This is a genomic window from Bosea vaviloviae (genome assembly GCF_001741865.1).
Lineage (GTDB): Bacteria > Pseudomonadota > Alphaproteobacteria > Rhizobiales > Beijerinckiaceae > Allobosea > Allobosea vaviloviae.
Map to the genome: position 1 here is coordinate 5,480,752 of NZ_CP017147.1, position 24,399 is coordinate 5,505,150.

The 24,399-nt window shown below is 66.0% G+C and carries 23 protein-coding genes, 1 other RNA gene and 1 pseudogene; 12 read left to right on the plus strand and 13 right to left on the minus strand.

Annotated features, from left to right (window positions below; all coding sequences use genetic code 11):
• Nucleotides 1-26 precede the first annotated feature (26 nt).
• The 5 genes from BHK69_RS25265 to BHK69_RS25285 form a co-directional block, all read right to left on the minus strand.
• Complete coding sequence (locus BHK69_RS25265; RefSeq protein ID WP_069692513.1) at nucleotides 27-1,787, minus strand: peptidoglycan D,D-transpeptidase FtsI family protein; 1,761 nt, start codon at nucleotides 1,785-1,787, stop codon at nucleotides 27-29.
• Nucleotides 1,784-2,170, minus strand: coding sequence for a cell division protein FtsL (gene ftsL / locus BHK69_RS25270; protein ID WP_069692514.1), 387 nt, complete (start codon nucleotides 2,168-2,170; stop codon nucleotides 1,784-1,786). Before ftsL ends, BHK69_RS25265 begins: the two co-directional genes overlap by 4 nt.
• A 2-nt stretch (nucleotides 2,171-2,172) precedes the next feature.
• Complete coding sequence (gene rsmH / locus BHK69_RS25275; protein WP_069692515.1) at nucleotides 2,173-3,213, minus strand: 16S rRNA (cytosine(1402)-N(4))-methyltransferase RsmH; 1,041 nt, start codon at nucleotides 3,211-3,213, stop codon at nucleotides 2,173-2,175.
• Nucleotides 3,210-3,692 (minus strand): division/cell wall cluster transcriptional repressor MraZ, encoded by a 483-nt coding sequence (locus tag BHK69_RS25280; protein WP_069692516.1) that lies wholly within the window; start codon nucleotides 3,690-3,692, stop codon nucleotides 3,210-3,212. Before BHK69_RS25280 ends, rsmH begins: the two co-directional genes overlap by 4 nt.
• A gap of 361 nt (nucleotides 3,693-4,053) precedes the next feature.
• On the minus strand, nucleotides 4,054-4,518 hold the full coding sequence (locus BHK69_RS25285) for a MarR family winged helix-turn-helix transcriptional regulator (protein ID WP_069692517.1): 465 nt from the start codon (nucleotides 4,516-4,518) through the stop codon (nucleotides 4,054-4,056).
• A 157-nt stretch (nucleotides 4,519-4,675) separates the two neighbouring features.
• On the opposite strand from BHK69_RS25285, the gene BHK69_RS25290 reads away from it, so the two are divergent.
• Complete coding sequence (locus BHK69_RS25290; protein ID WP_069692518.1) at nucleotides 4,676-5,098, plus strand: organic hydroperoxide resistance protein; 423 nt, start codon at nucleotides 4,676-4,678, stop codon at nucleotides 5,096-5,098.
• Between the two features lie 136 nt (nucleotides 5,099-5,234).
• Here BHK69_RS25290 and rnpB read toward each other — a convergent pair.
• An RNA gene (rnpB, locus tag BHK69_RS25295) (RNase P RNA component class A) lies at nucleotides 5,235-5,643 on the minus strand.
• Nucleotides 5,644-5,696: 53 nt separating this feature from the next.
• On the minus strand, nucleotides 5,697-6,323 hold the full coding sequence (locus tag BHK69_RS25300) for a lytic transglycosylase domain-containing protein (RefSeq protein ID WP_083269902.1): 627 nt from the start codon (nucleotides 6,321-6,323) through the stop codon (nucleotides 5,697-5,699).
• A gap of 388 nt (nucleotides 6,324-6,711) precedes the next feature.
• Here BHK69_RS25300 and BHK69_RS25305 point away from each other — a divergent pair, with 388 nt between their 5' ends.
• From BHK69_RS25305 to BHK69_RS25325, 5 genes are all read left to right on the plus strand, one after another.
• Nucleotides 6,712-7,491 (plus strand): J domain-containing protein, encoded by a 780-nt coding sequence (locus tag BHK69_RS25305; RefSeq protein WP_069692520.1) that lies wholly within the window; start codon nucleotides 6,712-6,714, stop codon nucleotides 7,489-7,491.
• Between the two features lie 11 nt (nucleotides 7,492-7,502).
• Nucleotides 7,503-8,306, plus strand: a complete 804-nt coding sequence (locus tag BHK69_RS25310; protein WP_069692521.1) for an N-acetylmuramoyl-L-alanine amidase — start codon at nucleotides 7,503-7,505, stop codon at nucleotides 8,304-8,306.
• Between the two features lie 111 nt (nucleotides 8,307-8,417).
• A complete protein-coding gene (locus BHK69_RS25315; protein ID WP_069692522.1) occupies nucleotides 8,418-10,082 on the plus strand; it encodes an efflux RND transporter periplasmic adaptor subunit in 1,665 nt (554 codons plus the stop codon).
• A 142-nt stretch (nucleotides 10,083-10,224) separates the two neighbouring features.
• Nucleotides 10,225-10,974: an ABC transporter ATP-binding protein gene (locus BHK69_RS25320; RefSeq protein WP_083269669.1), complete on the plus strand. Its 750-nt coding sequence runs from the start codon at nucleotides 10,225-10,227 to the stop codon at nucleotides 10,972-10,974.
• Nucleotides 10,971-12,203: an ABC transporter permease gene (locus BHK69_RS25325; RefSeq protein WP_069692523.1), complete on the plus strand. Its 1,233-nt coding sequence runs from the start codon at nucleotides 10,971-10,973 to the stop codon at nucleotides 12,201-12,203. The genes BHK69_RS25320 and BHK69_RS25325 overlap by 4 nt, the downstream gene beginning before the upstream one ends.
• A gap of 2 nt (nucleotides 12,204-12,205) precedes the next feature.
• Here BHK69_RS25325 and BHK69_RS25330 read toward each other — a convergent pair whose 3' ends face one another.
• Nucleotides 12,206-12,472 carry a winged helix-turn-helix transcriptional regulator gene (locus BHK69_RS25330; RefSeq protein ID WP_244548320.1) on the minus strand — a complete coding sequence of 89 codons (267 nt, stop codon included), beginning with the start codon at nucleotides 12,470-12,472 and terminating at the stop codon, nucleotides 12,206-12,208.
• A gap of 221 nt (nucleotides 12,473-12,693) precedes the next feature.
• Here BHK69_RS25330 and gstA point away from each other — a divergent pair, with 221 nt between their 5' ends.
• From gstA to BHK69_RS32750, 3 genes are read left to right on the plus strand one after another with little or no spacing between them, the layout of a single operon-like run.
• Nucleotides 12,694-13,305, plus strand: coding sequence for a glutathione transferase GstA (gene gstA / locus BHK69_RS25335; protein WP_069692525.1), 612 nt, complete (start codon nucleotides 12,694-12,696; stop codon nucleotides 13,303-13,305).
• A gap of 5 nt (nucleotides 13,306-13,310) precedes the next feature.
• Nucleotides 13,311-13,691 carry a nuclear transport factor 2 family protein gene (locus tag BHK69_RS25340; RefSeq protein WP_069692526.1) on the plus strand — a complete coding sequence of 127 codons (381 nt, stop codon included), beginning with the start codon at nucleotides 13,311-13,313 and terminating at the stop codon, nucleotides 13,689-13,691.
• Nucleotides 13,688-13,846, plus strand: a complete 159-nt coding sequence (locus tag BHK69_RS32750) for an ABC transporter permease (RefSeq protein WP_158516272.1) — start codon at nucleotides 13,688-13,690, stop codon at nucleotides 13,844-13,846. The genes BHK69_RS25340 and BHK69_RS32750 overlap by 4 nt, the downstream gene beginning before the upstream one ends.
• A gap of 212 nt (nucleotides 13,847-14,058) precedes the next feature.
• Here the strand turns inward: BHK69_RS32750 and BHK69_RS25345 are convergent, their stop codons facing one another.
• Nucleotides 14,059-14,844 carry a fumarylacetoacetate hydrolase family protein gene (locus tag BHK69_RS25345; protein ID WP_069692527.1) on the minus strand — a complete coding sequence of 262 codons (786 nt, stop codon included), beginning with the start codon at nucleotides 14,842-14,844 and terminating at the stop codon, nucleotides 14,059-14,061.
• 307 nt (nucleotides 14,845-15,151) lie between these two features.
• Nucleotides 15,152-15,721 (minus strand): flavodoxin family protein, encoded by a 570-nt coding sequence (locus BHK69_RS25350; protein WP_069692528.1) that lies wholly within the window; start codon nucleotides 15,719-15,721, stop codon nucleotides 15,152-15,154.
• Nucleotides 15,722-15,936: 215 nt separating this feature from the next.
• On the opposite strand from BHK69_RS25350, the gene BHK69_RS25355 reads away from it, so the two are divergent.
• The 3 genes from BHK69_RS25355 (at nucleotide 15,937) to BHK69_RS25365 (ending at nucleotide 19,810) form a co-directional block, all read left to right on the plus strand.
• Nucleotides 15,937-17,652: a Na/Pi cotransporter family protein gene (locus BHK69_RS25355; RefSeq protein ID WP_069692529.1), complete on the plus strand. Its 1,716-nt coding sequence runs from the start codon at nucleotides 15,937-15,939 to the stop codon at nucleotides 17,650-17,652.
• A gap of 107 nt (nucleotides 17,653-17,759) precedes the next feature.
• Nucleotides 17,760-18,665, plus strand: coding sequence for a phosphate ABC transporter substrate-binding protein (locus BHK69_RS25360; protein WP_069692530.1), 906 nt, complete (start codon nucleotides 17,760-17,762; stop codon nucleotides 18,663-18,665).
• A complete protein-coding gene (locus BHK69_RS25365) occupies nucleotides 18,662-19,810 on the plus strand; it encodes a transporter substrate-binding domain-containing protein (RefSeq protein ID WP_083269671.1) in 1,149 nt (382 codons plus the stop codon). Before BHK69_RS25360 ends, BHK69_RS25365 begins: the two co-directional genes overlap by 4 nt.
• A 33-nt stretch (nucleotides 19,811-19,843) precedes the next feature.
• On the opposite strand, the gene BHK69_RS33265 is transcribed toward BHK69_RS25365, so the two are convergent.
• The 3 genes and pseudogenes from BHK69_RS33265 to metH form a co-directional block, all read right to left on the minus strand.
• Nucleotides 19,844-20,020 (minus strand): hypothetical protein, encoded by a 177-nt coding sequence (locus tag BHK69_RS33265; RefSeq protein ID WP_244548321.1) that lies wholly within the window; start codon nucleotides 20,018-20,020, stop codon nucleotides 19,844-19,846.
• A 242-nt stretch (nucleotides 20,021-20,262) separates the two neighbouring features.
• Nucleotides 20,263-20,469: pseudogene (locus BHK69_RS25370) on the minus strand (alkylphosphonate utilization protein); the annotation flags it as partial.
• 105 nt (nucleotides 20,470-20,574) lie between these two features.
• The gene (gene metH / locus BHK69_RS25375) at nucleotides 20,575-24,330 is read right to left on the minus strand and encodes a methionine synthase (protein WP_069692531.1); all 3,756 of its coding nucleotides are present in this window, start codon (nucleotides 24,328-24,330) and stop codon (nucleotides 20,575-20,577) included.
• Between the last annotated feature and the right edge of the window lie 69 nt (nucleotides 24,331-24,399).

Here is a 24,399-nt window from a genome sequence, read left to right on the forward strand (position 1 = left end):
ACAACAACAATCGCCCTGCCATGCTATCAGCGACTGCCCCAGGCGCCGAGCTTCGCCATCAGCGGGAACGGTGCGATCGGAGGCTCGAAGCGCGGCGCGAGGCCGAGGATCGGCGCAGCGCGCTCGATGACCCTGCCGGTGGTGACGCCGGCGTTCCATGCAGCCGTCGAGTAGCCGCCGCTTTCGGCATAGCCCTTGGGCTCGTCATAGATCGCAAGGAACAGGTATTTCGGTTTGTCGGAGGGAGCGATCGCCGTAAAGGTGGTGAAGTTGCGGTTCTTGGCATAGCGCCCGTTGATGACCTTCTCGGCCGTTCCGGTCTTGCCGCCGACGAAGTAGCCGGCGACGTCGGCCTTGCGGGCCGAGCCTCTCTCGCCGTTGAGCCGCATGATGAAGCGCATCGCTTCCGAGGTCTCCGGCTTGATCACGCGCACGCCGGTCTTCCTTGCGTCCTCTTCGGAACGCTTCAGGAAAGTCGGAGTGATGAAGGTGCCGCCATTGACCAGCGCGCCCACCGCCGCCATCGCCTGGAGCGGCGCGACCGCGAGCCCGTGACCGAAGGCGATCGTCGCCGTGTTGATCTCGCCCCAGCGGCTCGGAACGATCGGAGCGGCGCTCTCGGGCAGCTCCGTCGTCATCCGGTCGAGCTGCATCATCTTCTTCAGGAAGGCCTTGTGGCCCTCGACGCCGACGGAGAGCGCCATCTTGATCGAACCCATGTTCGAGGAATGCACGAACACCTCCGGCACCGTCAGCGTGCGCCCCGTGCCATGGTATTCCTTGATGACCTGCCGGCCGAAGCGCATCATCCCGCCCGCGGTCGAGTAGCTCGAATTGATGTTGGCCTTGCCTGAATCCAGCGCCATCGCGATGGTCAGCGCCTTGAAGGTCGAGCCCATCTCGTAGACGCCGACATTCATCCGGTTGATCCGGTCCTTCTCGAGCGCATCGACCGGATTGCCCGGGTCGAAATCCGGCAGCGAGACCAGCCCCAGCACCTCGCCGGTGTTGACGTCCAGGATGGCGCCAGCGGCGGCGATCGCCTTGAACCGCTCCATGCCCTTGACCATTTCGTCGCGCAGCAGGTGCTGGACACGCAGATCGACCGAGAGCGTCACCGGCTTCAGGTCGGAGGCCTGCGTCGCGAGCCCCGCCCCGTACAGATCCTGCAGGCCCTGCGTGTCGATGTATTTCTCGATGCCGGCAATGCCGACATTGTCGATGCTGGCGAAGCCCAGCACATGGGCGGCAGCCGGCCCGTTGGGATAGACGCGCTTGTTCTCGGGCACGAAGCCGACGCCTGGAATGCCGAGCCGGTGGACCTCCGCCTGCTGACGCGGCGTGATCTCGCGCTTGACCCAGACGAAGCCCTTCTTGGTGCCGAGCTTCTCGCGCAGCTCCTTGGCGTCGAGATCGGGCAGGACGGCGGTCAGGAGCTCCGTCGCTTCGTCCTTGTCGAGGATATTTCGCGGCTCGGCAAAGACCGAAACCGTCCTGATATCGGTCGCCAGCACAACGCCATTGCGGTCGAGGATATCGGGCCGCGCGGCGGAGATCGCATTCGCGGTGGCCCGGCGCAGGCCGACCTGCTCGCCGGGCAGCGTCGCCAGCATGACGAGCCGGCCGGTGATGGCGAGGAACAGCGCGGAGAAGGCGAGGATCACCAGGCCGACGCGCGGCTGGCTCTTCTCGCCGCTCATGCGGAAGACGTCGCGCAGGAAGCTGAAGAGCCGGCGCGCCGGCGGCGGCGCTTCGGCGCCAGGCTCGGAGGTCGTCTCAACGCTCATGGCCTGCCTCCGGGAGTGGTTGCGCTCGCCTTGCGATCCCTGGGGGTCTCGGTCGGCAGGCCGAGCCCGAGATCCTCAAGCTTGCGGCCGATGGCGTCGACCTTGGGGCCGCGATTGGGAATATCGGAGGCACGCACGACCTGCGTTACCGAGAAAGGCTGCAGATCGAGATGGCGGTCGGCCAGCGTCTGCAAGCGGTCGGGCCGGGTGAGGAACTGCCATTCGGCCTTGAGCACGGCGATGGCATCGCGCTCGCGCTGCGCCTTGCTCTTGATCTTCTGCAATTGCTCGGCCTCCAGAGTGGTGCCGTATTTGATCGTGTAGGCATAGAGCGCCGAGGAGACGAGCGCGCCGATGGCGACGACATGGAGCAGCTTGATCACGCTCAGGGCCTCCGGCGCGGCTGTGGGTCGGGCACTTCGGCAAGCGCCACCAGATCGGGCTCGGCGGCACGCGCGACAGTGGTCAGCCGCTCCGCCGCGCGCAGCTTGGCCGAGCGTGCCCGCGGGTTGAGCCGCATCTCGGCATCCGTCGGTGCGACCGCCCCCTTCGAGACGAGTCTGAAGGTCGGCTCGGCGATGGCGACCACGGGCGCGTGGCGCGAGCCCGCAGGGCTACGGCCCGAACGCGCCGCCATGAACTGCTTGACGATGCGATCCTCCAGCGAGTGGAAGGTCACCACGACCAGCCGCCCGCCGGGCTTGAGCACGGCTTCGGCGGCGTGCAGCGCCTTGACCAGCTCCCCGAGCTCGTCATTGACCGCAATGCGCAAGGCCTGGAACACCCGCGTCGCGGGATGCGCTCCGCCGGGCTCGGTCCAGACGATGCCGGCGACAAGATCGGCAAGCTGCTTTGTCGTCGTCAGCGGCTCCTTGCGCCGCGCCTCGACCACGGCGCGCGCCACGGCGCGCGAGCGCCGCTCCTCGCCATAGTGATAGAAGATGTTGGCGAGCAGCCCTTCTTCGGTCTCGTTGAGGATGTCGGCAGCGCTTTGGCCCTCGCGCCCCATGCGCATGTCGAGCGGCCCGTCGAAGCGAAACGAGAAGCCGCGCTCAGCCTGATCGATCTGCATGGAGGACACGCCGATATCGAGCACCACGCCGTCGAGCGGCGCCATCTGGAAGCGCTGCGCCTCCTCGGCGAGCTCGCCGAAGCGCGCCTGCGACAAGGTCAGCCGACCAGCCATCTCGGCGACGAGATCCGCCCCGCCCGCGATCGCGGTCGGATCACGGTCGAGCCCCAGAAGGGTCGCCCCGGGCGCCGCTTCGAGCAGGGCGCGGGCATAGCCGCCAGCCCCGAAAGTGCCGTCGAGATAGCGGCCGCCCGGCTGCAGTGCGAGCGCCTGCAGAACCTCGGCCAGCAGCACCGGCACATGGCGGGCACCCGTATCGACCGCGACGTCGTCTGGCCTGCGACGCCCCCTCATGTCCCCGCCCCCGAAGTGGCTGGAGCAGGCAATGACGCTCCCAAGCTGCGCTTGACGTCGCGCAGCCGCGTCCGCGCCGCCTCCAGATGAGCCTCGAAGCGGGTGGACTCCCAGAGTTGGAACTTGTGGCCGTGGCCGACGAAGGTCACCGCATCGCCGATGCCGGCATGCGTCTTCAGCGCCTCGCTGAGCATGATGCGTCCCTCCGGATCGACTTTCAGCACCTCCGAGGCGCCGTTCAGAGCCGTCGACAGCAATTCCCATTCGTCCGAGAAGGGCGAGAAGCGCGCCAGGATATCGTCGATCGTCGCCCGCAATGCGTGGCCGCCCGCATCCAGCGCCGGCAGGTCCAGCGTGCGGTGGACGTAAAGCCCCTCGTAGCCGTCCTTCGCCAGGATCGTTCGGAAACTCGCGGGGATGGACACGCGCCCTTTGGCGTCGAGCCGATTGGTGAAGTTCGAGACGAAGCGGTCTGTCAACGCCGCCTCCCGGCCTGCTCTTCACATGCATGCCCGGCTCGGCGACGGCCGGGATCATGACACCCCGTCGAAGCAGGCAAAGCGCGAGGGCGGGCCGAAATCCGCGCGGCACACGGAGCTTGACCTGACTGTCGCCTGTCTGCTTCGACGGGATGATTTGGGATAGCATGGGTTCTTATGGGCGTCAATGGAATCGTATGCACCGACAGGTGCCTGCCGATGCTTCGCCCCATCACAGCCCGTTAAGGTTAAGTATCCGTAAGCACGCGCGGATTGGTGCCGAAACCGCCTCCGCGGCGACCATGCGTCAGCCGCACGGGCGGCAGCCCCTGCGAAATAATTTCGGGGCCTCTGTTGCGCCTCAGGCCGGCTCGGTCGCCGCAAGCAGCGCATCGCGCAAGGCGTTCAACTGCTCCAGCAGCCGATCCCTGGAGTCCACTGCGCCGCCGAGCGCGCGCGCCATGCTGTCGGGCACACAGCGTCCCTTCTCGCGCAGGCTCTCGCCCTGCGCCGTCAGGTATAGCCGCACCTGCCGCTCATCCTCGCGGTCGCGCTCGCGGCGGATCAGGCCGGCGGCCTCCAGTCGCTTCAGCAATGGCGTCAACGTGCCGGAATCGAGCATGAGCCGCTCGCCCATCGCCTTCACCGTCAACCCGTCACATTCCCACAGCACGAGCATGGCCAGATATTGCGGATAGGTCAGGCCGAGCTCGGCCAGCACCGAGCGATACACACGGTTGAAGGCATGGCCCGCGAGATAGACCGCGAAGCACAATTGCTCCTCCAATCGCGGCATCGGCCGGTCCGCATCGCTGATCCTGTCCATCTCACCCCAAACCCCTGCCCGCCTCAGCTTCAACCCGAAGGCCGCCCGCGACGCAATCAACTCCGCGCGATCGGCCAATATAGATTGTTGACAATTAAATTGTGCACTACTTAAATAGGCAACGCAAGAGATCGAACGCATTCCAAGGAGATCCCCGATGAAAATCCTCTACACCGCTCATGGTTCCGCCACCGGAGGCCGCGAGGGCAAGGCCGCCACCGACAGCGGCAATGTCGATGTCGTGCTCAACACGCCCAAGGAACTCGGCGGCGGCGGCGGCAACGGCACCAATCCCGAGCAATTGTTCTCGCTCGGCTATTCCGCCTGCTTCCTCGGCGCGCTGAAATTCGTCGCCGGCAAGGAAAAGGTGAAGATTCCCGAGGACGCCCGCGTCAGCGCCGATGTCGGCATCGGTCCGCGCGATGACGGCGCCGGCTTCGGCATCGCGGTCAAGCTGACCATCTCGATACCGGGCATCGACAAGGCTGTGGCCGAAGATCTGGTCCAGAAGGCCCATATCGTCTGCCCCTACTCGCACGCGACCAAGGGCAATATCGACGTCGAGCTGAAGGTCGCGTGATCGTCGAGGCAAAGGCGCGGTACAATTCGCTCCGGTGAGCCGGATGGAGCGGTGCCCGAGAACCGGAGCGGAGCGGACGTTTTGTCCGTGAGCACCGGAAGTGCAGGGCATCGCTTCAGCCGGCCACCGGAGTAGAATTGCCAGTCGGCCTATAAGCCGGGTTCTGGATGGCCGGAGGATCGCTCCCCCGACGTGACGGCCATTCCTCTGGGACGCACATTGCTGCACGCCTCGAGCAACCAACCCGGACGACAAGGCCCAGAAACAGGCCCCTCCCCGCTTGCGCGGGAAGCATCGTCCCTATTCGGTTTTGCTCCCGGTGGGGCTTGCCATGCCGTCCCCGTTGCCGGGTCCGCGGTGCGCTCTTACCGCACCTTTTCACCCTTACCTTCGCACCAAGGCGCCGAAGCGCTTGGCAGAAGGCGGTTCGATCTCTGTGGCGCTTTCCCTGGGGTCGCCCCCGCCGGACGTTATCCGGCACCGTGTTTCCGTGGAGCCCGGACTTTCCCTCCCCCGCGAACGGGAGCGGCCGTCCGGCCGACTGGCGGGTCGCTAGTGCGCGCTTGGACGCGCCGCGTCAAGCCGGCCGGGCTGCGGCTCAGCTATGGGCGCTGATGGTGCGGACCTTGGCGCAATAGGTCCGGTTGGCGCCGCTCATCCGCTCGGTCATGTGGCCACTCTGATATTTCATGACGGTCTTGCAGGTGTCGCCGCCGGCAAGGCGATAGGCCTGAGCCAGATATTTCATCGCAAAGCGTGCATTGGTGTCGGCATCGAGCAGGCCACCGGCCCCGCCGGTATAGCCCAGGCCGCGCGCAGTCTGGTGGCGGATCTGCATCAAGCCGTAATTGCCGGCATTGCTGGCGCGGGGATTGTAGCGGCTCTCGATCCGCACCACGGCATCGGCCAGCGCGAACGGCACGCCATTGGCCGCGGCATGGCGCGCGACCAGCGCCTTGAGGCCTTCGGAACCGGCCGGCGCGGCCAGCGCAGGGACTGCGCGCGTCGCCGTCTTCCCGGAACGGGCAAGCCGTGCCTGCGAGGCCTTTTCTGTCTTCGCGGTCTCGTGCCCACCCTGCGCGGCAGCCTTCTCGCGAGCGATCTCGGCGTCCCTCACAATGAACGCCAGCGCATCCTTTTCGTCATTGACCGATTCAGCCCTGGCAGGCTGAAATCCGATGAGGCAAATCGCGAAAATGGCGGCGGCGCTTGTGGTATATCGCATGATCAATTGTACCCTTCATGCTGGAACATGGCTGAAGGGCAGAGGCAAATGATCAGTAAATGTGACTATAATCTGACCCGAGATAAAACAAAACTGTGCTTGAGGCTCATCAACAGGAAATTATTCGATATTTGCTACCACAGTATTCGGCATGTAAACGAATCAAGAACGAGCAACCTTCGGTTGCTCTGACGCAACGACAGCTTCGACCGAAGACATTGCCCCATTGAGGACGCATTTCCCGGCCGGGGTGGCGAAATCGCCTCTCGGGCGACGTCACGGCGAAAAAATATCGCCGACAGCACCTTCCCGAGCCAAGCTGGCCTGTCCGACGCGGCCCTTCGTCACTATCCTCATCCACCAGGTCAGGCCGGGAGTCGCCCGCATCATGGTTTCGTCATTCTGGGGGGCGCTGAGCGGTGGCGGCCTCGGTCTTGCGCTCGGCGGCCCGCTCGGCGCGCTGATCGGCGCTGTCGCCGGCCATGTCCTGATCGACAGGGAGGGCGCGCCGTTCGGGCCGGCCCCGCGCGAGCTCGTCTTCACCACCGGGTTGGTCGCGCTCGCGGCCAAGATGGCGCGCTCGGACGGCGTCGTGACGCGCGACGAGATCGCCGCCTTCCGGCGCATCGTCATCGTACCGCCCGACCAGCAGGCCCGCATCGAAAGCCTGTTCGATCTCGCCAAACATACGAGCGCCGGCTTCGAGGCCTACGCGACACAGATCGCGGAGGCCTTCCGCGACGAGCCTGCCTTGCTCGAGGACGTCCTCGACGGGCTGTTCCTGATCGCGGCGGCCGATGGCGCGATCCATCAGGACGAGCACGCCTATCTGCGCGACGTCGCTACGATCTTCGGCATCACCGAGGCCGGTTTCGCCCGCATCGAGGCCCGCCATATGCGCCGGCCCGACGACCCTTATCTGGTGCTGGGCGCAACCCGCGAGATGAACGATGCCGCCTTGAAGCAGCATTATCGCAAGCTGGTCGCGCAGACCCATCCCGACCGCGAGATCGCGCGCGGCCTGCCCGAGGAGGCGGTGACGATCGCCACACGCCGCCTCGCCGCGATCAACGCCGCCTGGGATACGATCGAGGCGGAACGCGGCTTGGCGGCCAAGAGCTTGGCGGCCAAGAACCTGGCGACCAAGCGCCCGCGCGAGCCGGCCTGAGAGAACCCAGCATGAACCAGACCGCCCATCCCGACAGCCGCTTCGCGGCCAAGATTTTTCCGTCTCCGAACCATGGCGAACGCAAGCCGGGCGGCAATGGTGCGGGCGATGACGCCCCTGCCCGCCGCCCGGACATGCTGATCCTGCACTACACCGGCATGAGCGACGCCGGCGAGGCGCTGCAATGGCTGTGCAACCCGGTCTCGCAGGTCTCGTCGCATTATTTCGTCTTCGAGAACGGCCACACGCTGCAGCTCGTGCCGGAGGAGCGCCGCGCCTGGCATGCCGGGGCCTCGCATTGGGCCGGCGAGACCGACATCAATTCCTGCTCGATCGGCATCGAGATTGCCAATCCCGGCCATCCCGGCGGCTTGCCCGATTTCCCGCCCGAGCAGATCGGCGCGACCCTCAACCTCTGCCGCGACATCTGCGAACGCTGGGCCATCCCGCCCGAGCGCGTGCTCGCTCATTCCGACATCGCGCCTGGCCGCAAGATCGACCCCGGCGAGAAATTCCCCTGGCGCTATTTCGCCGAAGGCGGCGTCGGCGCCTGGGCGGAACCCGCACCGATCCGCAGCGGCCGTTTCCTGGCGCGCGGCGAAAGCGGCCAGCCGGTCGAGGCGCTGCAGGCGATGTTTGCGATGCTGGGCTATGGCGTGACGGTCGACGGCGTCTTCGATGAAGCCCTCGAGGCGGTGGTTGCAGCCTTCCAGCGCCATTGGCGGCCGGAGAAGGTCGACGGCGTCGCCGACGCCTCGACGATCACCACCTTGCGCGACCTGCTGGCCATGACCCGGGAAGCGCGGACGGCCTGAGTGACCGTGCGCAACATTGCCGGAAGTTAACTCGCGAAAGCCGCACGATTCTGGCATTCTGTGATCAAGTGCGCGCCCATTCTCGGAGCTGCGCCGGATCGGGGAACGGTTTTGCGCAAGTGGCTGATCGGATCGGGACTGGCGGTGCTCGCCATCGCAGCCGGCTACTGGACCTTGCGTCCGACCGGGGGCTCGGCGAACGACGCCGCTTACCGTACGGCCGCGCTCGATCGCGGCCGGATCACCGCCGCCGTGCGCGCGACCGGCACGCTGACCCCGGTCACCACCGTCCTCGTCGGCTCGCAGCTCTCGGGCCAGATCGTCGAAATTCTCGCCGATTATAATTCGCAGGTGAAGGCCGGCCAGGTCGTTGCGCGATTGAACAGCGACCAGATCAAGACCCGCCGCGACGCAGCCCAGGCCGATGTTTCGCAAGCCAGGGCCGACCTCATGGTCAAGCGCGCCCAGCTCGACCGGGCGCGCTCGACGCGGATCAGGGCCAATTCGACGATCAGCGATCTCGAAGCCCAGCGCAACCGCACCGCAGCCCAGCTCGCAGACGCCAGGCGCACCTTCGAGCGCCAGAACGAATTGTTCTCGCGCAAGGCCGGCTCGCAGCAGAACCTCGACACGGCGCGCACGCAGGTCGAGGTCCAAATGGCGACGCTCGCCTCCTGCGAGGCGCAGATCGCCTCCGCCAAGGCGGAGCTCAACGGGCTCGACGCCGACATCCTGTTGGCCGAGGGCCAGGTCCAGTCGGGCGAGGCGGCGATCTCGCAGCGCGACGCCAAGCTCAGGGACATCCTGATCGATCTGGAGCGCACCGATATCCGCTCGCCGGTCGATGGTGTCGTGGTCCAGCGCCAGGTCGATCTCGGCCAGACCGTCGCGGCCTCGCTCTCGACACCGACCTTGTTCCTGATCGCGCAGGATCTGCGCGTCATCGACATCTACGCCAATATCGACGAGGCCGATGTCGGCCGCCTGAAGGTTGGCCAGGCGGTCAGCTTCACCGTCAACGCCTATCCCAACCGCACCTTCGAGGGCCGCGTCGAAATGGTCCGGCTCGGCGCGCAGACGATCCAGAACGTCGTCACCTATACCGGTGTCGTCCGCGTCGCCAACAGCGACATGGCGCTGCTGCCCGGCATGACCGCCAATCTCCAGGTGGTCACCGAAGACCGCGATAACGTCCTGCGCGCGCCCAATGCGGCTTTGCGCTTCCGCCCCGTCGGCGTGGCCCAAGGCCCCGCGCCGGTCGTGCTGCCCGTGGCCGCCGAGAGCCAGCAGGCGGGCGGCGGCAATCGCAGCGCTGCCGCCCTGCGCGAGCGCATCGAAGCCGATATCCAACCCACGCCTGAGCAGAAGCAGGCCATCGCCGCGATCTTCCAGGAGCGGCGCGGCGGGCGCGAGGCGCTGGCCGGCCTTTCCGAGGAGGAGCGCCGCGCCGCCTTCCGCACCGCCCGCATCGAGATGATCAAGAAGGTCGCCGCCGTGCTCGACCCCGAGCGTCGCGCGAAATTCGAGGCGCTGATGCGGGAGGGCCGCCCGAGCCCGCAGCAAACAGGCACTCCGGGCCGGGTCTACACGCTCGATGCTGAGGGCCAGCCCAAGGCGGTCGCCATCATGCTGGGGCCGACCGACGGTGCCTATACCGAGATCCTCGCGGGCGACATCAAGGACGCGACGCAGGTCATCATCGGCGGCGGCCCGCGCCCGGCAGGCCCCGCAGCCCCCACCGGCGGTCCGCCGGCGCGCGGCCCGCGGTTGTTCTGATGGCTACTGCCGTTCCAAGGTCTCGAGCACGGGCTCACCGTCATGGTCGGGCCCGTCCCGACCATCCACGTCTTCGCTGGTCGAGGGACGCGTTCAAGACGTGGATGCTCGCCACAGGGGCGAGCATGACGAGGAGCCCGTCATGCCCTTGATCGAAGCGCAAGAGCTCTCCCGGGTCTACGACCTCGATTCCGGTCGCGTCACCGCGCTCGACCGCGTCTCGCTCGCAATCGAGACCGGCGACCTCGTCGCGGTCATGGGCCCGTCGGGATCGGGCAAATCGACCTTCATGAACCTGATCGGCTGCCTCGACCGGCCGACTGGCGGGCATTACCGGCTCGACGGCGTCGCGGTCGAGACGCTCTCCAGCGACGGCCTGGCCGAACTGCGCAACCGCAAGCTCGGCTTCGTCTTCCAGCAGTTCAACCTGCTGCCGCGTGTCGACGCCTGCGCCAATGTCGAATTGCCGATGGTCTATGCCGGGATCGACGGCCGGACACGCAAGGCGCGCGCGCTCGCCGCGCTCGACCGCGTCGGCCTGGCAGACCGCGCCCATCACCGGCCGATGCAGCTCTCAGGCGGTCAGCAGCAGCGCGTCGCCATCGCCCGCGCTCTGGTCAACCAGCCGCGCCTGCTGCTCGCTGACGAGCCGACCGGCGCGCTCGACAGCCGCACCGCACTCGAAATCCTCGGCCTGTTCCAGGATCTCAACCGCGAGGGCGTCACCGTCGTCATCGTCACCCATGACGCGGAGGTGGCGCGTCACGCTCGCCGCGTCATCCGCTTCCGCGACGGTCATCTGCTGTCCGACGAAAGGCAGGAGGCGGCCGACGCTCGCACCGCCCTCGCGGCTCTGGAGAGCGTCCCATCGGCAACCGAGGCCGCGGCATGAGCCTGATCGAAGCGATCCGTTCGGCGCTCTCGGCCATCGGCGCCAATGCCTTGCGCTCGGCGCTGACCATGCTCGGCATCATCATCGGCGTCGCTGCCGTCATCGCCATGGTCGCGATCGGCTCGGGCGCACGCGAGCGCGTCACCGCGCAGATCAAGTCGCTCGGCGCCAATCTCGCGATCATCCAGTCCGGCAATGTCACGCAAGGCGGCGTCAGGCTGGGCGCCGGCGCCTCCTCGACGCTGACGGATGAGGACGCTCGCGCCATCATCCGCGAGGTCGACGACGTCGTGGCCGCCGCCCCCATTCTCGTCACCCGCGCTCAGGCCGTCTTCGCCGGCACGAACTGGTCGACACAGATCACCGCGACCGATCTCGATTTCTTCACCGCGCGCGAATGGGATATCGCGGAGGGGCGTCTGTTCGAGCCGGAGGAATTGCGCCGCGGCGGGATCGTCGCCGTCATCGGCCAGACGGTGGCGAAGAACCTTTTCGGCGAGGTGAACCCGCTCGACCAGCAGTTCCGCATCCGCAACGTGCCCTTCAAGGTCATCGGCGTGATGGCGGGCAAGGGCCAGTCGGCGCTCGGCCAGGACCAGGACGACGTCATCTTCGTGCCGCTCGACACCGGGCGTCGCCGCATCGTCGGGCGCAACTACGCCCGCGACGCCTCGGTCCAGACGGTGATGGTGAAATTCGCCAACGAGCAGGCGATCGATCCCGGCATCGAGCAGATGCGCGCCTTGCTGCGCCAGCGCCACCGCCTCGCCGAGGAGCAGGATGACGACTTCATCATCCGCAACCTGACCGAGATCGCCAACACCGCCACCGCCGCCGCCAACACGCTGTCCTGGCTGCTCGCGGCGGTCGCCGCCGTCTCGCTCCTGGTCGGCGGCATCGGCATCATGAACATCATGCTGGTCTCGGTCACGGAGCGTACCCGCGAGATCGGGCTCAGGCTCGCCGTCGGCGCGCGCCAGCGCGACGTGCTGGCGCAGTTCCTGATCGAGGCGACCACATTGGCGACGATCGGCGGCGCGGTCGGGATCGCGCTCGGCATAGCAGCGGCGCTGACCATAGCGAATTTCGCCGGCTGGCCATCTGTCGTCTCGATCGAGACGATCCTGATCGCGGTCGGCGTCTCCGGGATGATCGGCGTCTTCTTCGGCTTCTACCCGGCGCGCCAGGCGGCGCGGCTCGACCCCATCGAGGCGCTCAGGCGCGAATAGGCTCAGGCCGCCTGCGCTGCTGCAAGCGCCTGCGCCTTCAGCTTGACGCCCACGCCTGCGATCGCCTGGATCGCCGGCATCAGTTCCTCGCCCAACGCAGTCAGCTTGTACTCGACCGAAGGCGGCGAACTCGGCACGACCCGGCGCGCCACCACGCCCTTCTCCTCCAGCGCCCGCAACCTTGCACTCAGCATCTTCGCGGAGATTAGCGGAATGTCGCGCCTGAGCTCGCCGAAACGGCGCGGGCCGCCGCTCAAGAGCCAAACCACATTTGGCGTCCAGGCTCCGCCGAGGATCTGCATGCAGGTCCCGATATCGCAGGTCTGCGGCGGCTTTGGCGCGCGATTCCGTCGAATTTTCAAGGCCATGGCAGCAAAGCTCCGGTTACCGGAATGATACCTGAAAATTCGGTTGCAACAAGTTATTACGTATACAAAGGTTATCGACTCCGCCTAACTCCGCCACACTGCCAACACGGAGACCGACGGACATGAAGCTCTATTATTCCCCCGGCGCCTGCTCGCTTTCCCCCCATATCGCGCTGCGCGAGGCCGGGCTGCCCTTCACCATCGAGAAGGTCGACACCAAGGCCGGCACCACGGAAACGGGCAAGGCCTTTGCAACCGTCAACCCGAAGGGCTACGTGCCCGCCCTGCAGCTCGACGACGGCGCGGTGCTGACCGAAGGCGCGGCCATCGTCCAGTTCATCGCCGACCTTGCTCCCGATGCCGATCTCGCCCCCAAAGCCGGCACCTTCGCCCGGGCGCGGCTGCAGGAGGAGCTCAATTTCGTCGCCACCGAGTTGCACAAGGCCTTTGCGCCGCTGTTTCGCCCCACCACCAGCGAGGACGGCAAGCGCGACGCCCGCGCCATGGTCGCCCGACGCCTCGATCATGTCGAGAAGACGCTCTCGGACGGCCGCGACCATCTGCTTGGCAAGGACTTCAGCGTCGCCGACGCCTACCTCTTCACCGTGGTGAACTGGGGCGGCCATGTCGAGATCGCGCTGGAGCCATGGCCGAGGCTTCAAGCCTTCATGAGCCGCGTGGCGGCTCGCGAATCGGTTCAGCAGGCGATGCGCGCCGAAGGCCTGGTCCAGTAAGCGCAATGGACCCGCGCTTCTCCGAGATCGCCGAAAACCTGGGCCGCTATTTCGACGGCCTCTACCACAGCGACGCGGCCGAACTCGGCCGCGTTTTCCACGAGCAGGCTATCTATGCCTGCGCCAGCGAGGGCAGGCTCACCCATCTGACGATGGACGCCTATCTGCCCATGGTCGCGGGCCGGCCCTCTCCGGCGAGCCGTGGCGAAGAGAGACGCGACCGCATCCTGTCGATCGAATTCGCCGGTCCGGTCACGGCGCTGGCGCGGGTCGAATGCGCGATCGGCGAGAAGCGCTTCACCGACCTGCTGAGCTTCGTCAGGCTCGACGGGCAGTGGCGCATCATCGCCAAGGTCTTCCATTTCGACATCGCCGCGTCGTCGTGACGATCGCGAATTTCGCCGGCTGGCCATCCGTCGTCTCGATCGAGACGATCCTGATCGCGGTCGGCGTCTCCGGAATGATCGGCGTCTTCTTCGGCTTCCACCCGGCGCTCAAAGCCGAGCGGCTCGACCCGATCGAAGCGCTCAGGCGGGAATAGGCTGCGGCCCTACGCCTTCCTTGCGCCTGCCAACTTGTCTTGGCTCGGAACCGCGCCGTCATCCTGGGCGACCGCAGGTCGTACCGGGATCCATCGGAGAGCGCAGTGCCCTCCGATGGATCCCGGAGCTGTGCCGCTTGCGCGGTTTGTCCAGGATGACGGCACGGTTCCGAGGGTAACGCCCGGCGCCAGCACCCAAAAGCTGCGGCCCCTCAGATGATCTTGATCGACACATCCGGCAGGCCGTCGAGCTTGCACAGGATCACGTCGCCCTTGACGACGGGGCCGACATTCTCGGGCGTACCGGAATAGATGATGTCGCCGGCCTTGAGCTCGAAGGCTTCCGACAGCTTCGAGATCTGCTCGGCCACCGACCAGATCATGTGGCTCAGGTTTGAGTTCTGTTTCACCGTGCCGTTCACGGAAAGCGAGATCGCGCCCTTGGTGAAGTGCTCGACCGTGCCGACAGGATGGATCGGGCCGATCGGGGCCGAGTTGTCAAAGCTCTTGCCGATCTCCCAGGGCTTCTTCTCGTCGCCCGAGGCGCGCTGCAGATCGCGCCGCGTCATGTCGAGGCCGAGCGCATAGCCGAAGACATGGTCGAGCGCCTTGTCGATCGGGATGTTGCGCCCGCCCGACTTCAGCGCGGCGACGAGCTCGACCTCGTAATGATAGTTCTTGGTCAGCGAGGGATAGGGATGGTCGGCGACCTCGCCGGGCTTGACGAGCTGGATCGCGTCGGTCGGCTTCTGGAAGAAGAAGGGCGGCTCACGCGTCGGGTCGGAGCCCATCTCGCGGGCATGGGCGGCGTAGTTGCGCCCGATGCAGTAAATCCGCCGAACCGGGAAGAGATCCTGCGATCCGACGATCGGGATCGTCGTCTGCGCAACCGCGAAGGGGGTCTTTACGGTGGCGACAGGCTGTGCCTGCACGGCACTGGCAGCAAGAGTGGCGGCGGCTCCACCGGAGCCCAGCATGGTACGGCGTGTCAGAGTCATGGCGCGTCTCCCTTGGATGACCGGCCCTCTCACGAGGCCGCTTTCGCCCGGCTGCAGCGGCTTGGCGCCGCGCCGGGTCAGGAGAGCAAGTCAACAACCATCGGCCAGACGAAACAAGGGCCGCGCCCCGGTCGGGATCACGGCCCTTTCGGCAAAGCTGTTGTGCCCGGCTGGAGAAGCCGGGCCAGAGCGGTTGCCGATCCCATTGGATCGTTCAACAGCTCAAGAGGCTGTTAGGGACTCTGGGGATGATTTGACACGTTTTCTTCACGCGAACCGGTGTCCACTTCGCTCGAAAACGCTCCACTCAGCCCTTCACGCTCTTGACCACCTCGGCGACGTTCTTGCCGAAGGCCTCGGCCGTCTTCAGGTCACCCGGGATCATCTCCTCGATGCTGCCATCGCCAGGCGAGGCAGTGAGCAGGCCCGAGAAGCCGCCGAGCCGGTTGAGGTCGTCGCGGGTGTTCGCCTTGGCGCTGGCCGGCATCATGCCGGTGCCGGTCCAGAGCAGCTTGTGCTGCATGGCGAGCGTGATGAAGTACTGGATGGTCGAGAATTTGTCGCCGTTCAGCGAAGCCGAGTTGGAGAAACCGGCCGCAACCTTGCCCTTCCACTCGCCGCTGTACCAGGGCTTGCTGGAGGCGTCGGCGAATTTTTTGAACTGCCAGGACGGGCCGCCCATATAGGTCGGCGAACCGAAGATGATGCCGTCGGCGGCCTTGATGGTCTCCCAGGCGCTGTCGGGCAGGTTGCCTTCGGCGTCGATGGCGATGAGCTCGACCTTGGCGCCGGTCGAAGCCGCGCCCGTCTCGACATGCTCGGCGACCTTCTTGGTGTGGCCGTAGCCGGAATGGAAAACGATGGCGATCGTGGTCATGGCAACCTCTGTCGGAACGGGAGCGTTCGGTGACGCGCAAGATGTTGCACTGCGGCACGTGCTTCAATGCCCGCGCCATTGCGGTTGCGCATAGGGCCGATGGCGTCAGGGCAAATCCGCAAAAATCCCGGCTCTATCTAGCGCTACCACCGGCAGTCACAGAGCCGTCGCAGTCCAACGACTAAAGTCGTTAGATTTTTCCAGGGGGCGGCAGGATGCAGATCGATATTTTCACGCAGGTCATCGTACCGGTGGTCGGAGGATTGGGCATCTTCATGCTCGGCCTCGAATTCATGAGCAACGGCATCCAGAACCTCGCGGTCAACAAGATGCGGGCGCTGCTGGCCAAGATCGCCGGCACCCCGGTCAAGGGCGTGATGGCCGGCACCTTCATCACCGGCGTCATCCAGTCGAGCACGGCCATGACCGTCATGGTCGTCGGCCTCGTCAATGCCGGCGTCATCGGCCTGAGACCGGCCATCAGCGTGATCATGGGCGCCAATATCGGCACCACGCTCGGCAATGGCCTGATTGCGTTGCCGCTCGGACCGCTCGGCCTGTTCCTCGCCGGCATCTTCGCGTTGCTGCATATCTTCGCCAAGACCGACAAGGTGAAGAACATCGCGCTCGCCTGCATGGGTTTCGCGCTGATCTTCTACGGGCTCAACCTGATGACCGGCGGCCTGCGCCCGCTGCGCGCCATGCCGGAAGTCATGGGCGTGATCTCGTCGCTCAAGGCTGACAGCTATCTCGGCTTGCTCTACTGCGTGTTGATCGCGGCCGGCATCACCGCGATGATCCACTCCTCATCGGCGACGATCGGTATCGTGATGGGTCTCGGCGCCGCCGGCATCCTCGACTGGAAGACGGCCGTCGCCTTCTCGCTCGGCGCGGATCTGGGCACCACCATCACCTCCTGGATGGCCTCCCTCAACCTGACCAAGAACGCCAAACGAGCGGCCTACTTCCATATTTCCTTCAACATTATCGGCGTCGCCATCACGATACCCTTGTTCTTCGTCTCGATGGATATTCTGACCTGGGCGATGCAGTGGTTCGGCGGCGATCCGGGCAAGGCCGTCATTGTCGGCGGCAAGGAGACCTTCCCGCTTATCCCCGTGGCGATCGGGCTCTACTCGACCTTCTTCAACATCTTCAACGCCGCCCTGCTCTTTCCCTTCCTTGGGATCTTCGAACGGGTTTTGATGAAGGTCGGCGCGACCGCGACGAACGAGCAGGAAGACTACACCCAGCCGATATATCTCACAGCTGCCGCGGCCGGCGACCCAGCCACGGCCGTTCCCGCCGTGCAGCGCGAGACCGGGCGTTATCTCGAGGCCGCCCGCAAGTTCCTCGACATCGCCAAGGGCGCGCCCGACGCGCCCGACAAGATCGAGGAGCACTACGCCGCGATCGACATCCTCAACCGCGAGATCCGTTCCTACACCTCGGGCATGTTCAAGGCCGATATGTCCTATGCCCGGGCTGATCTCGTCGCGAGCCTGATCGAGGAAGAGGATCAGACCGCGAGCCTCGGCGAGACGCTCTACCAGATCGCCCGCCGGATCGAGCGCCAGCCCTTCGGCGAGATCGGCCGGGGCCTCGTCGACACGGTCGTCGACCAGGTCGCCGACGCGCTGCGCGCGATCATCCCGATCGACCAGGTCAACCCGCCGGTCGTCGCCGACGCGGAACCGCGCCTCAAGGGCCTGCTCGAACTGCGCGAGCGCTGCCTGCGCCTGGGCGCGGAGCTTCCCTGGGTCGAGCGTGGCGCGATTCTCGCCCTGCTCGGCAGCGCCGAGCGCGCCTTCTACCTGATCGAGCGGATCGACTCCGAGCGCAAATCGGTCTCGCGTTCGGTGCCGGCTGCGGCCACCGCCGGCGAACAGGTGCGCAACGCGGGCAGTTTCGGAGCTGCGGTCCCGGCCTGATCCAGGCAACGACAAGGCGGGCGGCTCATCATCGGGCCGCCCGTTTCGCTTTTCGCCGTGTCGCAGGCGCGATGCGCCCTGCCTCGCCAGAGCCTGGACTTGCGCAGATGACGGCAAGCCAAGACCTCCGCACGCTCAGGCGCGCCGCTTTCCTGGCCCTGCCGCTGCTTGCAATCGCCGCACTGGCTGCGGTCTACCTGTTGGACGACGGCCGCGACGCCGCCCAGGATTCCGGCTCGTTGCAGATCCTCGGCTCGGAAACGATGCGCCCGCTCGTGACAGCCTGCGCCGAGGCCTTCATGGCGCGCAATCCGCAGGCCGATATCGTCGTGCGCGGCGGCGGCTCCGGTGATGGCGTCGCGGCCCTGCTGAACGGCATGATCGATATCGGCATGACCTCGCGCCCGCTCTCGGACAAGGAGCGCGACTTCGCGGCGACGCGTGGCATCGATCTGGCGATTTCCGACCTAGCGATTGACGGCATCGCGGTCATCGTCAATGGCGCGAACCCGTTGTCGGCGCTCTCGCTCGACCGGCTCAAGGCTGTCTTCACCGGCGAAGTCGCCAACTGGCGCGATCTCGGCGGTGCCGATCGTCCCGTCCTCGTCTTCGGCCGGGCCGCCGGCTCTGGCACCGCCACGCTTTTCACCGACCGCGTTCTCGGCGGCGCGGCGGAAACGCCCGGCGCCCAGAAGCTCGCCACGAACGAGGCTATCGTCACCGAGGTGGCGGCGCGGCCGGACGCGATCGGCTACACCAGCCTCGGCGCGGTGCGCAATGCCGGCAACCGGATCAGGCTCGTCGCACTCGGCGCCGCCGGTTCGGCTGCGGTCGCGCCGACCCCCGAAACGCTGCGGAACGGCGCCTATCCGCTCGGCCGTATGCTGTTCTTCGGCGTCGCGGGGGCCGTGTCGTCAACCGCCCGCGCCTTCATCGACTCGTGCGCAGGCCAGGCCGGGCAGGCGCTGATCCAGCGCGCCGGTTATGTCCCCCTTCAGGCCGGATCGCGATGAGCCTGCGCCAGCCATCCACCACGATACGTGCATGGCCTGCATATCTGCTCGCAGTTGCGATACTGTTCTGGCTGGGCTGCGGCGGCGCGCTGGCGCAGACGCCGAGTCAGCCCGAGCCTTCGGTGCCTCAGGCCCGGCTCGTCATCGGCACGATGCGGGCGCCGCCCTTCGTGCTGCGCGGCGACGATGGCGTCTGGAGTGGGCTGAGCATCGAGCTCTGGCAGCAGATCGCAACCGCGTTAAAGCTCGAATTCGAGATGCGCGAGTTCGATTACGATCCCGACGGACTGCTGAACGCGGTCGAGCGCAATGAGATCGACATCGCCGTCGCAGCGCTTCCGGTCACGCCGGAGGGCGAAGCGCGCTTCGACTATTCGCATCCCTACTTCGCCGCCGGACTCGGCATCGCGGTCAAGGTCGAACCGCAGCGCAGCGTGCTCGGGACATTGGCGAGCATCGTCACCTGGCAGTCGCTCATCACGGTCGCGGGCCTGCTTGGCCTGCTGGTCACGGTCGGTGCGCTGATCTGGCTGTTCGAGCGGCGGCGCAATCCCGAGCATTTCGACCCGCGCCCGGCCTATGGCATCGCCGACGGCGTCTGGTGGGCGGCGGTGACGATGACCACCACGGGCTATGGCGACAAGACACCGCTGACCTGGCGCGGCCGGACGATCGGGCTGGTCTGGATGTTCGCCAGCATCTTCTGCATCGCGCTGTTTTCGGCGACGCTGGCGTCCTCCTTCGTCGTCGGCAAGCTCAAGACCGGCATCACTGGCCCCGCCGATCTGCCGCGCTCCCGGATCGCCGCGGTCGCAGGCACCGTCGGCGAGCAATGGCTCGGCCTGCAAGGGATGACGGCGCGCAGCTATCCCTTCGTGATTCAGGCCAGCAAGGCCTTGCGCCGCGGCGAGGTCGAGGCGCTGGTCTTCGAGCGCCCGATCCTCGGTTACATGATCAAGGAATATGGCTGGAAGGATCTGGTCGTGCTGCCGCAAACGCTGGCCGTGCGCGACTATGCCTTCGCCTTTCCCCATGACAGCGCGGTCAAGGAGAAGATCAACCGCACCCTGCTGACGATAACCCAGCGCCGCGAATGGCGCGAGACGGTTCAGCGCTATGTCGGTGCGAGCGACGGCGGCGGGTAAACCCACGCTGCCCGACCGTGCAGCTACAGCCGTTTAATGAACACGACCTGCCCCGTCGAGGCTGCGGCCCATGTCGCGCCAGCCATGGCGGCGATAGAACCGCTCCGCCCGCGTGCCGGCGCCCGTGGTGAGCCAGGCCTGGGTGTGGCCGGCCGTCCTCAGCCCGCCAGCGCCGCGTCGAGCAGCGCCCGACCATGGCCGCGGCCTCATGCGCAGGATCAATGAAGAGCGCCCAGACGAGCCCGCTCTGATGATTGGCGCAGGCGAAGCCGACCACCTCGCCGCTTTCCTCGGACACCAGGAAGATCGCCTGCTCGCGATACCAGGCAACCTCTTCGTCCGTCACCTTGGACGGATCGGAGAGCACGTTCTCGCTCACGCCCATCCGGATCGCGTGAATGCGCGGCTGGTCGGCCGGGGTCGCCTTGCGAATGGGAAAGGGGGCGGTCATCTCAGCGCTTCCGGACAAACGCGGTGCGCAGGACGAGACCCCTGATCGCCTCATGGCGGCAGTCGATCTCCTCGGGATCGTCCGTCAGGCGGATCGACTTGATCACCGTGCCCTGCTTCAGCGCCTGGCCGGCATCCTTGACCTTCAGATCCTTGATCAGGACCACCGAATCCCCGTCGGCCAGCACGTTCCCGGCCGCATCCAGGGCTTCGGCGCGCTGGGGCGCCGCTACGCGGCTTGTCCGGAATGACAGCGTCTTTGAAGGGCGATGGCCCAAGCCTCAACGAGCAAAAGCGGAAGCTCCGGGACCGCCCTATTCGGCCGCTTCCAATCGATAGGCCGAGGGCTCGTAGTTGAGGATCGGCGCAAGCCAGCGCTCGACCTCGTGGATCGGCATGCCCTTGCGGGCCGCATAATCCTCGACCTGATCGCGCTCGACCTTGGCGACGCCGAAGTAATAGGCGTCCGGGTGCGAGAGATAGAGCCCCGAGACCGAGGAGCCCGGCCACATCGCAAAGCTCTCGGTCAGCTTCACGCCGACACGCCGCTCGGCCTGCAGCAATTCGAACAGGGTTTCCTTCTCGGTATGGTCGGGCTGGGCCGGATAGCCCGGCGCCGGCCTGATACCGCGATACTCCTCGCGGATCAGGTCCTCATTGGCCAGGTTCTCGTCGGGCGCATAGCCCCAGAACTCGGTGCGGACCTTCTGGTGCATGCGCTCGGCCATGGCCTCGGCGATGCGGTCGGCCAGCGCCTTGACCATGATCGAGCGATAATCGTCGTTGTCGCGCGCGAATTTCTCGGAGATGCGCTCTTCTTCCGCACCCGTGGTCACGACGAAGGCGCCGATATAATCGGGCCGCTCAATCCCCTCCGGTGCAACGAAGTCCGACAGGCACATATTCGGCTTGCCGTCGCGCTTGGAGAGCTGCTGGCGCAGGCCATGGAAGCTCGCGAGCGTCTCCTGCCGGCTCTCGCCGGTATAGAGGCGGATGTCGTCGCCCACCGCGTTGGCCGGCCAGAAGCCGATGACGGCCTTGGGGTTGAACCAGCGCTCCTCGACGATACGTTTCAGCATCGCCTGCGCATCCTCCCAAAGCGCGCGCGCCGCCTCGCCCTGCTTCTCGTCCTCGAGGATCGCGGGGAAGCGCCCCTTCATCTCCCAGGTCTGGAAGAACGGCGTCCAGTCGATCACCGGCACGAGATCGGCGACGTCATAGGTGCGGAAGACACGCGTGCCGAGGAAGCTGGGCTTGGGCGGCATATAGCTCGTCCAGTCGGGCTTGAAGGCATTGGCGCGCGCCTTGACCAGCGGCAGGCGCTGCTTGTCGGCCTCGGAGCGGCGATGGGCGGCGGCGACCTTGGCGTATTCCGCCTGGACGCCTTCGACATAGGCCGGCTTCTGGTCCTGCGAGAGCAGGCTGGAGACGACGCCGACCGCACGCGAGGCGTCGGTGACATAGACCGTCTGGCCCTGACTATAGGCCGGATGGATCTTCACCGCCGTATGGACGCGGCTGGTCGTCGCCCCGCCGATCAGCAGGGGAATATCGAAGCCCTCGCGCTCCATCTCGGAGGCGACCGTGACCATCTCGTCGAGCGAGGGCGTGATCAGGCCGGACAATCCGATGATGTCGACCTTCTCGCGACGGGCAGTGTCCAGAATCTTCTGCGTCGGCACCATCACGCCGAGATCGATGACCTCGTAATTGTTGCATTGGAGCACGACGCCGACGATGTTCTTGCCGATGTCGTGGACATCGCCCTTGACCGTCGCCATCAGCACCTTGCCGGCGGCCGAGCGCTCGGTGCCGCCGTTCAGGCGCTTCTCTTCCTCCATATAGGGCATCAGATAGGCCACCGCCTGCTTCATCACGCGAGCGGACTTCACCACCTGCGGCAGGAACATCTTGCCGGCGCCGAACAGGTCTCCGACCACGTTCATACCGGCCATCAGCGGGCCTTCGATGACGTGCAGCGGCTTGTCGGCCTTGGCGCGGGCCTCCTCGACATCGGTATCGATGAAGGCGGTGATGCCGTTGACCAGCGCATATTCGAGACGCTTCTCTACCGGGTTGTCGCGCCAGACGAGATCCTTGGCCGAGACAGCCACGGAACCGTCGCCCTTGAAGCGCGGAGCGGCATCGAGCAGCCGCTCGGTCGAATCCTTGCGGCGGTTGAGGACGACGTCCTCGCAGAGCTCGCGCAGTTCCGGGTCGAGATCGTCATAGGAGCCGAGCTGGCCCGCATTGACGATGCCCATATCCATCCCGGCCTTGATGCAATGGTAGAGAAACACCGAATGCATCGCCTCGCGGACTTTTTCGTTGCCGCGGAAGGAGAAGGAGAGGTTCGAGACGCCGCCCGAGATATGGGCGTGCGGCAGGGTCTCGCGGATCGTCTTGGTGGCCTCGATGAAATCGACGCCGTAATTGTCATGCTCCTCGATGCCTGTCGCGATCGCGAAGATGTTCGGGTCGAAGATGATGTCCTCGGGCTGGAAGCCGGCCTCCTCGGTCAGGAGCTTGTAAGCGCGGGTGCAGATCTCGATCTTGCGCTCATAGGTGTCGGCCTGGCCCTTCTCGTCGAAGGCCATGACGACGACGGCCGCGCCGTAATTGCGGCAGATGCGGGCATGTTCGAGGAAGGCTTCTTCGCCCTCCTTCATCGAGATCGAATTGACGATCGGCTTGCCCTGGATCGTCTTCAGGCCTGCCTCGATGACGTGGAACTTCGAGGAATCGACCATGATCGGGACACGGCTAATATCCGGCTCCGAGGCGATCAGATTGCAGAACTCGGTCATCGCGGCCTGAGAATCGAGCAGGCCCTCATCCATGTTGATGTCGATGACCTGCGCGCCATTGGCGACCTGGTCGCGCGCCACATCGAGCGCCGCGGCGAAATCACCCTCCTTGACCAGCTTGCGGAAGCGGGCCGAGCCGGTGACGTTGGTGCGCTCGCCGACATTGACGAAGGGAATGGTCTCGTCGAGCGTGAAGGGCTCCAGCCCCGCCAGCCTCAGATAGCGCTTGACCTCCGGCACGACGCGCGGCGCCTTGCCGGCGACGGCTTCCGCGATGGCGCGGATATGGTCAGGCGTCGTGCCGCAGCAGCCGCCGACGATATTGACGAGTCCGGCGTCGGCGAATTCCGCCAGCATCGCAGCCGTCGCCTCCGGCCGCTCGTCATAGAGCCCGAATTCGTTCGGTAGCCCGGCATTGGGGTAGGCGCAGATCAGCGTGTCGGCGACGCGTGACAGATCCTTGATATGCGCCCGCATCTCGCGCGCGCCGAGCGCGCAGTTGAGGCCGACGGTCATCGGGTTGGAATGGCGGATCGCATTCCAGAAGGCTTCGGTCGTCTGCCCCGACAATGTGCGGCCGGACAGGTCCGTGATCGTGCCGGAGATCATCACCGGCAGGCGCAAGCCCTTCTCGCGATAGACATCCTCGATCGCCACGATCGCCGCCTTGGCGTTGAGCGTATCGAAGATGGTCTCGACCAGGATCAGCTCCGAGCCGCCATCGATCAGCCCGCGCACCTGCTCGGTATAGGATTCGCGGACCTGGTCGAAGGTCACGGCGCGGAAGCCGGGATTGTTGACGTCGGGCGAGATCGAGAGCGTGCGATTGGTCGGGCCGACCGCACCGGCGACATAGCGGCGGCGGCCATCGGCCTTTTGAGCGATCACAGCGGCTTCACGGGCGAGCCTCGCCGAGGCGACGTTCAATTCATAGGCCAGCGCCTCCATGCCGTAATCGGCCTGGGCGATCTGGGTCGAGGAGAAGGTGTTGGTCTCGACGATGTCCGCGCCGGCCGTGAAGTAAGCCAGGTGGATGTCGCGGATCGCCTCGGGCTGGGTCAGCACCAGGAGGTCGTTATTGCCCTTGAGGTCATGGTTCCAGCCCTTGAAGCGCTCGGCCCGGAACTCGGCCTCCGAGAGCTTCAGGTTCTGGATCTGCGTGCCCATCGCGCCGTCGAGCACGAGGATGCGCTCTGAGGCGGACTGGCGCAGCGCGCGCTCGATCTCGGCGCCGTCGACAGGAGTAGGCTTGAACTCGGACATCGTCACGCTTTCGTCTCAAGTTTTATGGCGCCGACAGCGCCCTCACCGTCATTGCGAGGAGTGAAACGA

Coding starts and splice junctions, on each gene's coding strand:
- BHK69_RS25265 (WP_069692513.1), bottom strand. CDS start 1,787: ATGAGCGTTGAGACGACCTCCGAGCCTGGCGCCGAAGCGCCGCCGCCG.
- rsmH (WP_069692515.1), bottom strand. CDS start 3,213: ATGAGGGGGCGTCGCAGGCCAGACGACGTCGCGGTCGATACGGGTGCC.
- BHK69_RS25285 (WP_069692517.1), bottom strand. CDS start 4,518: ATGGACAGGATCAGCGATGCGGACCGGCCGATGCCGCGATTGGAGGAG.
- BHK69_RS25290 (WP_069692518.1), top strand. CDS start 4,676: ATGAAAATCCTCTACACCGCTCATGGTTCCGCCACCGGAGGCCGCGAG.
- BHK69_RS25300 (WP_083269902.1), bottom strand. CDS start 6,323: ATGCGATATACCACAAGCGCCGCCGCCATTTTCGCGATTTGCCTCATC.
- BHK69_RS25305 (WP_069692520.1), top strand. CDS start 6,712: ATGGTTTCGTCATTCTGGGGGGCGCTGAGCGGTGGCGGCCTCGGTCTT.
- BHK69_RS25310 (WP_069692521.1), top strand. CDS start 7,503: ATGAACCAGACCGCCCATCCCGACAGCCGCTTCGCGGCCAAGATTTTT.
- BHK69_RS25320 (WP_083269669.1), top strand. CDS start 10,225: ATGCCCTTGATCGAAGCGCAAGAGCTCTCCCGGGTCTACGACCTCGAT.
- BHK69_RS25325 (WP_069692523.1), top strand. CDS start 10,971: ATGAGCCTGATCGAAGCGATCCGTTCGGCGCTCTCGGCCATCGGCGCC.
- gstA (WP_069692525.1), top strand. CDS start 12,694: ATGAAGCTCTATTATTCCCCCGGCGCCTGCTCGCTTTCCCCCCATATC.
- BHK69_RS25340 (WP_069692526.1), top strand. CDS start 13,311: ATGGACCCGCGCTTCTCCGAGATCGCCGAAAACCTGGGCCGCTATTTC.
- BHK69_RS25345 (WP_069692527.1), bottom strand. CDS start 14,844: ATGACTCTGACACGCCGTACCATGCTGGGCTCCGGTGGAGCCGCCGCC.
- BHK69_RS25350 (WP_069692528.1), bottom strand. CDS start 15,721: ATGACCACGATCGCCATCGTTTTCCATTCCGGCTACGGCCACACCAAG.
- BHK69_RS25355 (WP_069692529.1), top strand. CDS start 15,937: ATGCAGATCGATATTTTCACGCAGGTCATCGTACCGGTGGTCGGAGGA.
- BHK69_RS25360 (WP_069692530.1), top strand. CDS start 17,760: ATGACGGCAAGCCAAGACCTCCGCACGCTCAGGCGCGCCGCTTTCCTG.
- BHK69_RS25365 (WP_083269671.1), top strand. CDS start 18,662: ATGAGCCTGCGCCAGCCATCCACCACGATACGTGCATGGCCTGCATAT.
- BHK69_RS33265 (WP_244548321.1), bottom strand. CDS start 20,020: ATGAGGCCGCGGCCATGGTCGGGCGCTGCTCGACGCGGCGCTGGCGGG.
- metH (WP_069692531.1), bottom strand. CDS start 24,330: ATGTCCGAGTTCAAGCCTACTCCTGTCGACGGCGCCGAGATCGAGCGC.